This is a genomic window from Pseudorhodobacter sp. MZDSW-24AT, assembly GCF_002794355.1.
Classification (GTDB): Bacteria; Pseudomonadota; Alphaproteobacteria; order Rhodobacterales; family Rhodobacteraceae; genus Pseudotabrizicola.
This window is the reverse complement of sequence record NZ_PGOI01000006.1, coordinates 80528-93338: the sequence shown is the minus strand read 5'-3', so window position 1 is coordinate 93338 and position 12811 is coordinate 80528. Positions and strand designations below refer to the sequence as shown.

Annotated in this window: 11 protein-coding genes and 1 riboswitch; of the genes, 10 read left to right on the top strand and 1 reads right to left on the bottom strand. The window is 63.1% G+C overall.

Features of this window, described 5'->3' with window-relative positions:
- Positions 1-147 precede the first annotated feature (147 nt).
- From CUR21_RS05670 to CUR21_RS18870, 5 genes are all read left to right on the top strand, one after another.
- Positions 148-2625 carry a heavy metal translocating P-type ATPase gene (locus tag CUR21_RS05670; RefSeq protein WP_100196055.1) on the top strand — a complete coding sequence of 826 codons (2478 nt, stop codon included), beginning with the start codon at positions 148-150 and terminating at the stop codon, positions 2623-2625.
- 12 nt (positions 2626-2637) lie between these two features.
- Entirely contained in the window at positions 2638-3099 is a 462-nt protein-coding gene (gene cueR / locus CUR21_RS05665; RefSeq protein WP_100196054.1) for a Cu(I)-responsive transcriptional regulator, read from the top strand.
- 25 nt (positions 3100-3124) lie between these two features.
- Positions 3125-3342: riboswitch (cobalamin riboswitch) on the top strand.
- A 33-nt stretch (positions 3343-3375) separates the two neighbouring features.
- Positions 3376-3552 (top strand): CbtB domain-containing protein, encoded by a 177-nt coding sequence (locus CUR21_RS05660; RefSeq protein ID WP_084450957.1) that lies wholly within the window; start codon positions 3376-3378, stop codon positions 3550-3552.
- Positions 3553-3570: 18 nt separating this feature from the next.
- Entirely contained in the window at positions 3571-4029 is a 459-nt protein-coding gene (locus CUR21_RS05655; protein ID WP_100196053.1) for a CbtA family protein, read from the top strand.
- Positions 4030-4149: 120 nt separating this feature from the next.
- Complete coding sequence (locus tag CUR21_RS18870; RefSeq protein WP_232622703.1) at positions 4150-4320, top strand: hypothetical protein; 171 nt, start codon at positions 4150-4152, stop codon at positions 4318-4320.
- Between the two features lie 11 nt (positions 4321-4331).
- On the opposite strand, the gene CUR21_RS05645 is transcribed toward CUR21_RS18870, so the two are convergent.
- Positions 4332-5402 carry a hypothetical protein gene (locus tag CUR21_RS05645; RefSeq protein WP_100196051.1) on the bottom strand — a complete coding sequence of 357 codons (1071 nt, stop codon included), beginning with the start codon at positions 5400-5402 and terminating at the stop codon, positions 4332-4334.
- A gap of 226 nt (positions 5403-5628) precedes the next feature.
- Here CUR21_RS05645 and CUR21_RS05640 point away from each other — a divergent pair, with 226 nt between their 5' ends.
- The 5 genes from CUR21_RS05640 to CUR21_RS05620 all read left to right on the top strand — a co-directional run bounded on the left by CUR21_RS05640 (position 5629) and on the right by CUR21_RS05620 (position 12758).
- Positions 5629-6513 (top strand): recombinase family protein, encoded by an 885-nt coding sequence (locus tag CUR21_RS05640; protein ID WP_100196050.1) that lies wholly within the window; start codon positions 5629-5631, stop codon positions 6511-6513.
- A gap of 320 nt (positions 6514-6833) precedes the next feature.
- On the top strand, positions 6834-8009 hold the full coding sequence (gene repA / locus CUR21_RS05635) for a plasmid partitioning protein RepA (protein WP_100196049.1): 1176 nt from the start codon (positions 6834-6836) through the stop codon (positions 8007-8009).
- 16 nt (positions 8010-8025) lie between these two features.
- On the top strand, positions 8026-9003 hold the full coding sequence (repB, locus tag CUR21_RS05630) for a plasmid partitioning protein RepB (RefSeq protein ID WP_157791946.1): 978 nt from the start codon (positions 8026-8028) through the stop codon (positions 9001-9003).
- A 284-nt stretch (positions 9004-9287) separates the two neighbouring features.
- Entirely contained in the window at positions 9288-10436 is a 1149-nt protein-coding gene (repC, locus tag CUR21_RS05625; RefSeq protein WP_198431624.1) for a plasmid replication protein RepC, read from the top strand.
- A 150-nt stretch (positions 10437-10586) separates the two neighbouring features.
- Positions 10587-12758 (top strand): ParB/RepB/Spo0J family partition protein, encoded by a 2172-nt coding sequence (locus CUR21_RS05620; protein WP_100196046.1) that lies wholly within the window; start codon positions 10587-10589, stop codon positions 12756-12758.
- The last annotated feature ends 53 nt before the right edge of the window (positions 12759-12811 follow it).

The following is a 12811-nucleotide window of genomic DNA, read 5'->3' as shown; positions in this document are numbered from 1 at the left end:
TGCCTCATGCGCCATCAGATAGGGCTTCCCACGGTTGTAAGGTCAACCCCACAAAGCCGTGAGGTGAAAATTGAAGTTACCCCTTGACCTTCCCATGATGGGAAGCCCTATCTCCGTTTGCGGAAGCACCTTGAAAGGAGTCCCGCAATGAACATGCAGGCAAGGCAACCATCCGTAACCGCCACAGCCCGGATGGTGATCGACGTCGAGGGCATGACCTGCGCCTCCTGCGTGGCGCATGTCGAACGGGCCCTGAAAGCGGTGCCGGGGGTGGCAACGGCATCGGTCAATCTCGCGACCGAGCGCGCCGAAGTGACCGGCCCGGCGCTGGACCGCGCGGCTTTGGTACAGGCGGTGGAGGGTGCAGGCTACGCCGTACCCGCGCGTCCCGTGGATCTGGAGATCGAGGGAATGACCTGCGCCTCCTGCGTTGCGCGGGTGGAACGGGCGTTGAAAACGGTGCCGGGCGTGACCTCTGCCGCCGTCAACCTTGCGACCGAGCGGGCGACAGTGACCGGGTCTGCCGATCTGGCATCGCTGATCCGTTCAGTTGCTGATGCGGGGTACGAGGCCCGCCCCGCTGCGCCTGCCATGGCTGCGGCGGACGAGACCGCCGCGAAGAAAGCCGCAGACGAGGCGTTGCTCAAGCGCGACGTGCTGATTGCCGCCGCGCTGACGCTGCCGGTGTTCGTGCTGGAGATGGGGTCGCACCTGTTCATGTGGGTCCACATGGCGGTGATGAACACCATCGGCATGCAGGCCAGCTGGCTGATCCAGTTCGCCCTGACCACCGCCGTCCTGTTCGGCCCCGGCCTGCGCTTCTTTCGCAAAGGCCTGCCCGCGCTGGCCCGTCTGGCCCCCGACATGAACAGCTTGGTCGCGGTGGGCACCTCGGCCGCCTACGGCTATTCGCTGGTCGCCACCTTCGCCCCCGGCGTGCTGCCGCAAGGGACCACTTTCGTCTACTACGAGGCGGCAGCGGTGATCGTGACGCTGATCCTGCTTGGCCGCTATCTCGAGGCCCGCGCCAAGGGCCGCACGTCGGAGGCAATCAAACGGCTGGTCGGCCTTCAGTCCAAGACCGCCCGCGTCGTCCGGGACGGCGCGACGGTCGAGGTGCCCGTTGCCGAGGTCCGCCCCGGCGATGTGGTCGAGGTCCGCCCCGGTGAGCGGGTGCCGGTCGACGGCGAAGTCACGTCCGGCGCAAGCTGGATCGACGAAAGCATGATCTCGGGCGAACCCGTGCCCGTCGAAAAGACCGCAGGCAGCGCCGTCACCGGTGGCACCGTCAATCAGACCGGCGCCTTCACCTTCCGCGCGACAGCGGTGGGCGAAGCGACGATGCTCGCGCAGATCATCCGCATGGTCGAGGCCGCACAGGGTGGCAAGCTGCCGATCCAGGCGCTGGTCGATCAGGTGACGATGTGGTTCGTGCCCGCTGTCATGGCCCTCGCCGCGCTGACGTTCGCCGTCTGGCTGGTCTTCGGCCCCGACCCCGCGCTGACCTTCGGCCTCGTCAACGCCGTCGCCGTCCTGATCATCGCCTGCCCCTGCGCGATGGGTCTGGCCACGCCCACCTCGATCATGGTCGGTACCGGGCGCGGTGCGGAACTGGGCGTCCTCTTCCGCAAGGGCGAGGCGCTGCAATCGCTGCAAGGCGTGAAGGTGGTGGCGCTTGACAAGACCGGCACGCTGACCGAGGGCAAGCCCCGGCTGACCGACCTCGTGCTGGCTGACGGCTTTGACCGGGCCGCGGTCCTCGCCGCCGTCGCGGCGGTCGAGGCGAAGTCCGAACACCCGATCGCCCGCGCCATCGTCACGGCGGCGGCCGAGGAAGGGTTGCCCCTGCCCGACGTCACGACCTTCGACTCCGTCACTGGCTTCGGTGTCACCGCCGTTGCGGGCGGGCAGAAGATCGAAGTCGGGGCCGACCGCTACATGGTGAAGCTCGGCCTTGACGTAACCCCCTTCGCCGACACCGCCGCGCGGCTTGGCGACGAAGGCAAGTCGCCGCTATATGCCGCTATCGACGGGAAGTTGGCTGCGATCCTCGCCGTCGCCGACCCGATCAAGGACACCACACCGCAAGCGATCCGCGCCCTGCACGCCCTTGGCCTGAAGGTCGCCATGATCACCGGCGACAATGCCCGTACCGCCAATGCCATCGCCCGCCAGCTTGGCATCGACGAGGTGGTGGCCGAGGTCCTGCCCGACGGCAAGGTCGATGCAGTGAAGCGGCTGAAGGGCATCGGCCAGCTTGCCTATGTCGGCGACGGCATTAACGACGCGCCCGCGCTGGCCGAGGCGGATGTCGGCATTGCCGTCGGTACCGGCACCGACATCGCTATCGAGGCGGCGGATGTGGTGCTGATGACCGGGCGGCTGACCGCCGTGTCGGACGCCATCGCACTCTCCAAGGCAGTGATGCGCAACATCCGGCAGAACCTGTTCTGGGCCTTCGCCTACAACGCGGCGCTGATTCCGGTTGCCGCAGGTGTCCTGTGGCCCGCCTTCGGCCTCCTGCTGTCGCCGATCTTCGCCGCCGCCGCGATGGCCCTCTCATCCGTCTTCGTGCTCGGCAACGCACTTCGGCTGCGGCGGTTCGCGCCAGCGGTCGTCAACTGAGGGAGACCTGTCATGAACATCGGTGAAGCCGCAAAGGCCTCGGGCGTGTCCGCCAAGATGATCCGCTACTACGAATCCATTGGCCTGATCCCGGCAGCAGGACGGACCGAGTCGGGCTATCGGGTCTACGCTCCAACCGAAGTGCAGATGCTGCGCTTCATCCGCCGGTCCCGCGACCTGGGCTTTCCCGTCGAGAAGATCGAAGAACTGCTCGCTCTTTGGCGCGACCGCACCCGCCAGAGCGCGGACGTGAAGCGTCTGGCGACGGAGCAGATCGACGGCCTCGAACGCAAAGTGCGCGAGATGCAGGCCATGATCGACACACTGCGCCACCTAGCCGACGCATGCTGCGGCGATCACCGGCCCGAATGCCCAATCCTGGCTGACCTCGGGCACGGGGTGGAGCATGGATCTGATTGCACGACACAGCAGAGCGGCAAAGAAGTACCGGTGCAGCATTTTCACTCCCGGTAGTCAGTTGACTTCGCGGGGGTTCGGCGCAAAGCTCTCATTGTTTGGTGTTCAAGGGGCGCAGCGTCCTGGAACTCAATCGGGAATGAGGAAGGGCGGACCCAATTGCGGCGCCCAAGGCCTCAGCCGCCCCCGCGACTGTATGCGGTAGCGGTCCTTCATCGTGCCACTGGGCCAATGCCCGGGAAGGCGAAGGACTGTGTTAATCCGCGAGCCAGGAGACCGGCCAAGCGATGGCGCAACCCTAATCCCGTCGGGTGTGACGGGCGGAGAACCTTCATGTCCACCAGAATCCTGTCCGCCACAGCGGAGCAATCGAAGAGCCAGTTCGGACCAATCCTGACCAGCGCGCTTATTGGCGCAGTGCTGATCTTTGCCGCTGGTTTTGCTTCGCCTGACGCATTGCACGCTGCAACGCATGACACACGTCATGCGACCGGTTTTCCCTGCCACTGACGTTTCTGGATAATCGACATGACAAAGACCTCGCTGTCCGGCGGGGTAATCGCGGGTGCCATCGCGGGCCTCGTGGCTGCCGTTTTTCAGTTCTTTCTCATCCAACCCCTGATCGTCGAGGCTGAACGGTATGAGACGGGCGAACTCGTTCTGATCGGGATCGAGAGCAACAAGCCCGACCCTGCACCTAACCCGCTAGAAACGCCCGGCCATGATGCGCAGGGCGCGGAAAATACGGACAACTTGCTTGTGCGCAATGGCTTGACGGTCCTGACCCTGATCCTCACCTGGGCGGGCTTTGGCCTGCTGGCCGGAGCCGGCCTGACCGCGTTCCGGGCTCTGCCCGGCGGCGGGAGGATCCCGGCCACAGCCCTCGGCCTTATCGGCTTTGCCGTCCTGTCCCTTGCGCCTGCAATCGACCTTCCGCCCGAACTGCCCGGAATGGAGGCAGCGGAACTGGCGGACCGGCAACTCTAGTGGGTTGCGACTGTCGCGATGACGGCTGCCGGCATCTTCTTTGCTGCGGGGTTGCGGTCCTGGCCCGGGCGGCTCGCGGGCCTTGCCCTGATCCTGGCACCCCACCTTTTCGGAGCGCCCTTGCCACCCGTTTCTGCCCCGGCAGTGCCGCCCGACCTTGCGGCGCTCTATGCGGCGCGCGTGCTAAGCGTGAACCTGATCGGTTGGCTGGTGCTGGCCATCGCACTCTTGCGGCTTTTGCCAGAAGCAGGCGCGAAGGCCGATGCTGACGGTTTGACGGAGCCGGGGTGAGAGAAGGCAACCTAGGCTGCGCGTGCACACCACATGCGAAATCTTCCCTGCCCGGTCACTTCTCGGATCAAACCTCGCGCCTGCATCCAGGCCATGTTCCGCTGAACGGCCGCGCGACTGGCGCCGGTGATTGCCTCGGCCATTGGGGCGGAGACAAGGGGCCATTCGGTCAGAACTGCGCGCAAGGCTGGGGGCGTTTTGCCCGAGAGCGTGACCATCTCGGTTTCGGACCGCGCTGACCAAGCCTCGATGTCGTCAAGGTGCCGCATCGCGGTCCGGCTTGCTGTCTCCATCCCGTCGAGCCATCGCACCAGTCGGTCAGCAGCAGTGCCACCGGCGCGCAGCCCGCCTGCCCCGCCCATGGCGAGAGGGGCAAATATCGCTCCCCTGCCCTCTCCGGTCGCAATCCGCGCGGCCGTGACAGCCGCTTCCATCCGGTCTCCGTGCTGCCCGAGACCCGCCAAACTCCAAATGTGAAAGCCCATGCAGGCACGGCTGATCGGGTGCAGGTCGGCAGCTTGCGCCATCAGGTCCAGCCAACCGCCCGCGCGATCCGCAAAGGGCTCCGCCTCATCCGCCAAGTTCTCGGGGTCACGACGATCCACAAAAGCAGCCAGGTCCACCTCCGGCCTTGGCCCCCCTATCAGGCGCCGAACCGCCCATCCGACCCGCGCCAGGGCGACACTGTCGTCCTGCACGCCAGACAGGCGCAGGGCGATCCAGAGCGCCAGTCGATCCGGCCCGATACGGTCGCCTGCGAACCAGCTTAGGTCGGCCGCTTCGATCAGGGCGAGCCTGTGGCGCCAGCCCTCAGGCCCCCTCCGCAACCGCTCGTCCAGCCCACCGAGCCGACCTGCGACATGGGCGAGCCGCGCGGCATTGTCCGCCTCGGCTTTGCGCCAGTCGTCGAGGATCGCAGTCTCGCGGGGTTCGCCCCTTGGGCTAGGCGGCAGATCGTCGGGCTCGTCTTCGATCGGACCGGGCAGGAACCACAGATCATCTTCGGAACTCTCCTCGACCTCTTCTACCCAGGTCAGGGGCTCGTCAAAACTATCATGTGGAGCAGATGCTTGCGGCTTCATATGTGCAAAATACGTACATTTTGCACTTTACTCAATGGTTTTCTCGGACTGCGTCTGCACTCCTTACATAGCACGCGCGCTCGACTGCCTGCGAGACCACTCTGATCGCGCACAGCCTGAGGAAACCAGCGGCATTTCGCGGACCTCGGCCGTCGAGAGCGCCCTTGCATCCGTTTACAAACGGTCGTTTATTCGTAGTAGATGAAACTGCAAACGGCCTGATTTTATGCCCCTGATCGGCTACGCGCGCGTCTCGACCGAGGATCAGACCCCCCTGCCCCAGTCGCAGGCCCTGAAATCCGCAGGCTGCGTCGAGATCTACGAGGAGCAGGCCTCGGGCGGGAACCGCGCGCGGCCGGTGCTGGCGCGCGTGTTGGAGCGGATCGGCAAGGGCGACACGCTGGTCGTTGTGCGCATCGACCGCCTGGCGCGGTCGCTGTCGCATCTGCTGGAGGTGATTGAACGGCTGGAGGCCAAGGGCGCATTCTTCCGCTCGCTCATGGACCCGATCGACACGTCCTCGCCGCAGGGCAAGTTCACCCTCCAGGTCCTCGGCGCCGCAGCTGAGTTTGAGCGCGCCCTGATCCGCGAACGCACCAAGGCCGGGCTGGCTAGCGCACGGACCAAAGGTCGGGTTGGCGGCAATCCGGGCCTGCGCGCCGGTGATCCCGCCGCGCTGCGCAAGGTACGGCTGGCGCGGCGGGACGGATACATGGAGCGCCTGAACGAGACGGCGCAGGACTGGGTTCCCCATGTTCGCCGCCTGCGCCCGGACCTGGCCTGGGAAGACTTAGTGCGCATCATCAACGGTCCCTTGCCCCGCGAGCGCCAATGGACGCAAGGTCGGCTTCTGCGCGCGGTCAACGCCTATGTCCGGGACGGCTTCCTACCGCCGACGGTACTGGACCGCGCTGGCCGCCGCGAAACCGACGACCGCCTGCCCGCCATCGTCGCCGCCATTAAGGGAGCGGACCCCGACATCACGCTTCAGGCGATCTGCACTCGATTGGAAGCAATGCGCGAGCGCACGCCTCGCGGGCGGACAAGCTGGCAGCCTTCTTCGGTGACGATGCTGCTGGAACGGGCGGAGAAGCTAGGGCTGTTGCCTTGACGATTCGAAAGTGCGCTCATCCTTAGAAGGCAGTACGGGCGACAGCACCACAACATGTAGCAAGCGTGAACTCTGCCTGAGCTGGTAGAAGTTCATGTTTTTCAATGTCATGACGGTCAGTAAGGCTGACGACGTGCCCGATCATCCGTCAGCATCAGCCACGAGCTGTAGAATTTTCTTGCACCACTGTCAGACATAACGCATTCATTGTCGTAGCAGAAAATCGCGAGAATTTCGGTTTTCTGCGCTACAAAGAAAACGTTGCTCCAAGGAGCACAGTGAGTGTGGGTAAACCGCACCACGATCTAGATGAGGGCAGTATGACCGAAGAGCGTGTTTTTGCAGAGCTCCAGAGCGACGCATCCACACTGCATGAGTCGATCCGGATGCATTTGGAGCGCAATTTTGCGCCTGACGCCCGGAAGTACTTGAGAAACTTTTCATCGACAGAAGCGGCGGAATTTCTCGGGCTCGCGCCTGGTCACCTGCGCAAACTCCACGCGGAGGACAAGATCCCCGACGTCCCGCTCGATGAGCGTGGAAGGAAACTGTACTCAGCCGACGACCTTGCGCAGATCCGTTTGGCTCTGGCGCGAACCACCCGCGACCCTTCGCTTTATCTGCGCGGGCGGGTCGGATCAGAGCCGCTGCAGATAATCTCTTGCGTGTCGTTCAAGGGCGGGTCAGCGAAGACGACGACCGCGGCATATCTCAGCCAATGGTATGCCCTGCACGGCTACCGGGTGCTCGTTATCGACATGGACCCGCAGGCCTCGCTTTCGTCGATGACCGGTTTGCGGCCTGAAATCGACTTCACGCATCAAGGCACGATCTATGATGCCATCCGGTATGAGAACCCTGTGCCGATGAGCGAGGTGGTGCGGAAAACCTACTTCCACGGCCTGGACATAGCCGCCGGTGGCCTGATCCTGTCGGAGTATGAGACCGAGACCCCCTACGCCCTTCGACGTGGCTCCGAACCACCCTTTTACCTGCGGCTTCGCGAAGCAATCCTCTCGGTTGAAGCCAACTATGATCTGGTGTTCATCGATTGCCCTCCACAGCTTGGGTTCTTGACGCTCTCGGCTCTTGTGGCCTCGTCTTCGATCATCATTCCAGTGGTGCCGAACTTTATCGACGTGGCATCCTTGGCCCAGTTCCTGACCATGACCTCATCCTTGCTTGATACGATCAGGGACGCTGGAATGACGTTGGAGTACGACTTTCTCCGCTACCTGGTCTCTCGCTTCGAACCCTCTGACGGGCCGCAAGCGCAGGTTGCCGGACTGCTACGCGCCAACTTTGGCAAACGCGTGTTGACCGAGACGTTTCTGAAGTCCACAGCCGTCTCGGACGCTGGCCTTACACATCAGACGTTGTTCGAGGTCGGTCGCGGTAGCATGAACCGCAACACTTATGACCGCGCGATGGAATCAATCAACGCTGTCGCGCGGGAGCTGGAACAAGACATCCACAGAGCATGGGGGCGCGGCTGATATGGCCAGGAAGAACATGTTCGAAGGCATCACTCCTGCCTCTCGGTCGGAAGAAGATGCCAAGGCACCCCTGCCCCGCCCGGCCGCCAAGATGCCAGAAGTATTTCAAAGTGCTGGGCCGATCGCAGCCATCCGCAACGATCTGCGCAGTGTCGGGTCTCGATCAGTGCAGGACATCGATCCTGAGCTGATTGAAGACACCGGGTTAAAGGATCGCATCGGAGCGCTAGACGACGACATTGCCGACCTGCGCGAAAGCATTTCCAACCACGGCCAGCAGGTTCCGATCCTGCTGCGGCCGCACCCGAAACTGAGCGGTCGGTATCAGGTGGTATACGGGCGGCGCAGGCTTGCTGCAATCCGTGGCCTAGGAACGCCGGTCAAAGCCCTGATCCGCACCCTTTCCGACGAAGAGGCGGTCCTGGCGCAAGGCCAGGAAAACAACCTTCGCAAGGACCCGTCTTTCATCGAGAAAGCCTTGTTTGCAGGCGATCTGGAGGAGGCGGGCTACGATGCGCGCGTGGTTCAGGACGCGCTAAACGTGAACCGCAGCCATACGTCGCACATGCGCAAGGTGCGCGAGGCATTTCCGAGACAAGTGCTGGAACGCATCGGTGCCGCGCCGTCGATCGGATGGAAACGCTGGTACGAACTCGCCGTTGTGGTGCTTGAGAAGAAGATCGACGTTCTTTCCGTCCACCCTGCCCCCTTCCCTGAAGGTTCCAGCTCGGACGAGCGATTTGCGGCCTGGGTGAAAGCTCTTCCAAGGCCGGATACCCCTAAGGAGAAACGCCAACCGAGGGGCACAACGCCCTTCACGCTGATGGCGCAAGATGGGTCTGCTCTGGGAGAGGTCGCCCTTACCAAAGGGGCATTGGGCTTCCGGCCAACGGCGCAACACAGGGATTTCGTGGCCTGGCTGCATGCAAATGCGGATGACGTCTTCTCGCGCCTACATGAAGAATTTCTCAGTCAGTCCAAGAAGAAGGACTGAGGGAATGCAACGACAACAACAGAGGAGCAGTGTCGGAAAAGGATAGGCCTCCCGAATGGAAACCACCCGGAAGGCCCGCGCAAAACACAGGGCGCCAACCCTGAGAATGCTCATCTTCTAGCACGAGCAGACTAGCGCAGGCCCGAATCGCACGCAACATCGCTTCGCGGTGATCCGATATCTTTTATCCTTTTTCTGGAGAAGAACGGACACCGACAGGCAGGGTTGCAAGGTCTTCACTCGGCTGACCCGAGCGTTCCGCCCGATTCAACATGGAACATGTCATGTCTTCGCCCGTGCAGCGGCACGTTCGGCGCACCAATTCCTCATATCTGACCGACCGCAGCACTGTGACGCCGGTTAAGACGGAAGACGCGCGCTGGTCACTTCTGGATTTGGTACGCCGTTGCCGCAAACCTCTTGGTCTGAGAGACCGCGACATTGCGGTTCTGCGAGGTCTTCTGTCGTTCGTGCCCCAGTCGGCCGACCCAAACTCACTTGTTGTCTTTGCCTCCAACAGGGCGTTGATCGAGCGCTGTGACGGGATCGACGAACGCACACTCAGGCGCCGCCTCACCAATCTGAAGGCAAACGGATTGCTGGCTCGAAAGACGAGCCCAAACGGAAAGCGATATCGGGTACAAGATGAGTGCGCCGAAGCCAAACTAACCTACGGCATCGACCTCGCGCCACTTTTCGGCATCCGCGATCACCTAATCGCACTTGCAGAAGAATGCTCCCGAGAAGAAATTCGGTGCAAAGCGCTCCGGTCAGTGATCAGGGACATTCTTTACCACGGGGCTGCGACCATTCAGCCCGCACTTCACGGCCTTGCGTGCCGCTCACTGCGTCGTTCATTGTCTTCAGAACAACTGGCCGGTCTCATTCAGGAACTGCAGGAAAACCTTCCCCAGACAAGCGCTGAGACATCGTCCGTTGCAGATGCAGTGACCGCCAACGACAGTCAAAATGACCGGCACATTCAGAAGTCAAAAAAAGAAAACTATGAATCTGAAGCTGCGCCTGAGAAAGTAAGCACGGCCAATCGATCCAGCGATCCAGAAAGCACTGATGTCGGACAAGCCAACGATATCACGGTGTCTGAGTGCATGGCCCTGGCCAAGAATGCAGCATCCTTCGCTGCCGTAACTGCAAAGGATTGGGGCGATGTCGTTCGATTGTCCGACACCCTTGCTCCGGCGGTTGGACTAGCGAAAACCGACGTAGAGACTGCACGAAAAGCGATGGGCGCTCTTGGGTCAGCACTCGCCATTCTTGGTATCATTGAGGCGTTCGACAGAATTCGGCAACCGAGGGCCTATCTACAAGCACTAGCCAATCGGGCGGCCAGTGAAGGCATCGACTTTGTCCGTATGTTCCGCTCCCTCACAAACTGCAGCGCTGCGTCAGCGCGTCGTATGACCAGTGCTTGATGTATACCCGGGTAAACATAGCCCCTCTGATCCATGTATACCCCGGTAAACATGGAGCCCACTTCGAAGAGGGAAAGGTTGGGGGTTTGAGGGGTGACGGGAGGTGAGATCGGGAGAGTGGCTTCCGGCGCCCGTCGTGGAGAAGATCTGATGGCGAAAGTTGCCCAGAACATCACCCTGTCCCCCTCGCGGGACATCCCCTTCGACAAGCTCGTGCTGAGCCAGTCCAACGTGCGGCGCATCAAGGCAGGCGTCTCGGTCGAGGAACTGGCCGAGGACATCGCGCGGCGCGGCCTGCTGCAGGGCTTGAACGTCCGGCCCATGCTCGATGCCGATGGGGTCGAGACCGGCATGTTCGAAATCCCGGCCGGTGGTCGTCGTTTTCAGGCACTGTCGCTGCTGGTCAAGCAGAAGCGGTTGGCCAAGACCTCGCCGATCCCCTGCATCGTGCGGGATGCCGCGTCGGAGATCCTGGCCGAGGACGACTCGCTCGCAGAAAACATGCAGCGCGTCGCACTGCATCCGCTCGACCAGTTCCGCGCGTTTCAGGCCTTGCGTGAAAAGGGTCAGGGCGAGGAAGCGATCGCGGCGGCCTTCTTCGTCACGCCGCAGATCGTGAAGCAGCGCCTGAAACTCGCTTCCGTGGCCCCTGCCCTCCTCGAGGTCTATGCCGAGGATGGCATGACGCTCGAACAGCTCATGGCCTTCACGGTGAACCCGGATCATGCGCGTCAGGTCCAGGTCTGGGATGCGGTGAAGAACTCCTGGAACAAGGAACCCTATGCCATCCGGCGCATGCTCACGGAGACCTCGGTCCGGGCCTCGGATCGTCGCGCGGTCTTCGTTGGTGTCGATGCCTATGAGACCGCGGGCGGTGTTGTCCTGCGCGATCTCTTCCAAAGCGACGACGGAGGCTGGCTGGAGGACCCTGCCCTGCTCGACCGCTTGGTCGCCGAGACGCTTCAGGCCGAAGCCGAGGCATTGGTCTCCGAGGGCTGGAAGTGGATCGAGGTGGCGACCGACCTGCCCTATGGCTACAGCCATGGTTTGCGGCGCTTGGCCGGTGATCCGGCACCGATGACCAACGAGGAAAGCGCTGCCCACGCTGTTCTCCTCGCCGAGTATCGCGGGCTGGAGGAGGAATACTCCGGTCAGGACGAATACCCCGAGGAGATCGATGCCCGGCTCGGGCAGCTCGAGATGGCGATGGAATCGCTCGAACAGCGGCCGCTGATCTACGACCCGGCCGAGGTTACGCGCGCGGGCGTCTTCGTCACGCTGGATCGGGATGGCAGTCTCGCGGTCTATCGCGGCTATATCCGGCCCGAGGACGAGCCGCGTGCGGAGACCGCGGTCCAGGATGGCGATGGCGCGGACGCGATGGGGCAGGGGAGTGATGTCGCTGGTTCGGGCTGGCAGCCCACTGCCTCCTCCACACCGGGCACCGTCATCACCTCGGGTGGTCAGCCTATCAGTGCGGATGCGTCCGATGAGGAAGATGACGGCGCGCAGAAGCCTTTGCCCGAGCGACTGATCATGGAACTGACGGCCCACCGGACCTTGGCGCTGCGGGAGGCCATCGGGCGCTCGCCCGACGTGGCGCTGACGCTCCTGCTCCTGAAGCTGGTGACGGATACGTTCCGCACCTCCTCTGCCACGGGCAGCTGTCTCGAAGCTTCCGTGCGTCACGTCTACATGTCGGCCCAGGCGTCCGATCTGAAGGACAGCATCGTGGCGAAGCTCGTCGATGAGCGTCATGCAGCCTGGGAAGCCGATCTGCCTCTTGGCGATGATGCCGCGCTCTGGGACTATCTGTCCGTTCTCGACCAAAGCAGCCGTCTGGCGCTCTTGGCGCATTGCCTCAGCTTCGGGATCAACGCGCTCCATGAGAAGGTGAACCCCTATGGGGCGGGCATCTCCGCCAGCGGCCTGACCCGCCGCATGGCCCATGCAGATCTGGTGGCGCGGGCGGTCGATCTCGACATGGTCGAGGCGGGCTGGGAGCCGACGGTCGATGGCTACCTCAACCGCGTGCCCAAGGCCCGGATCCTCGAGGCCGTGCGCGAGGCGAAGGGGGACAGCACCGCGCAACTTCTTGATCACCTCAAGAAGGGCGAGATGGCCACAGAGGCCGAGCGGCTTCTCAAGGGTAGCGGCTGGTTGCCCGAGGTCCTGCGCCGCGCTGATCTGGCGGTGGACGACGGCGAGGGGATTGCAGAAGGGCAGGGGGAGGACGCGTGCGAGGCCGAGGATGTCGATCTCCCGGCCTTCCTGACGGCTGATCTGCCGGAGACCGCCGCGTCGATGATGGCTGCGGAGTGACCTGAGCCATCCGTGGAGGCGGGGAAACCCGCCTCCAATCTCACAAAATACAG

Coding starts and splice junctions, on each gene's coding strand:
- repB (WP_157791946.1), top strand. CDS start 8,026: ATGTTCGAAGGCATCACTCCTGCCTCTCGGTCGGAAGAAGATGCCAAG.
- cueR (WP_100196054.1), top strand. CDS start 2,638: ATGAACATCGGTGAAGCCGCAAAGGCCTCGGGCGTGTCCGCCAAGATG.
- CUR21_RS05640 (WP_100196050.1), top strand. CDS start 5,629: ATGCCCCTGATCGGCTACGCGCGCGTCTCGACCGAGGATCAGACCCCC.
- CUR21_RS05660 (WP_084450957.1), top strand. CDS start 3,376: ATGTCCACCAGAATCCTGTCCGCCACAGCGGAGCAATCGAAGAGCCAG.
- CUR21_RS05645 (WP_100196051.1), bottom strand. CDS start 5,402: ATGAAGCCGCAAGCATCTGCTCCACATGATAGTTTTGACGAGCCCCTG.
- CUR21_RS05655 (WP_100196053.1), top strand. CDS start 3,571: ATGACAAAGACCTCGCTGTCCGGCGGGGTAATCGCGGGTGCCATCGCG.
- repC (WP_198431624.1), top strand. CDS start 9,288: ATGTCTTCGCCCGTGCAGCGGCACGTTCGGCGCACCAATTCCTCATAT.
- CUR21_RS05620 (WP_100196046.1), top strand. CDS start 10,587: ATGGCGAAAGTTGCCCAGAACATCACCCTGTCCCCCTCGCGGGACATC.
- CUR21_RS05670 (WP_100196055.1), top strand. CDS start 148: ATGAACATGCAGGCAAGGCAACCATCCGTAACCGCCACAGCCCGGATG.
- repA (WP_100196049.1), top strand. CDS start 6,834: ATGACCGAAGAGCGTGTTTTTGCAGAGCTCCAGAGCGACGCATCCACA.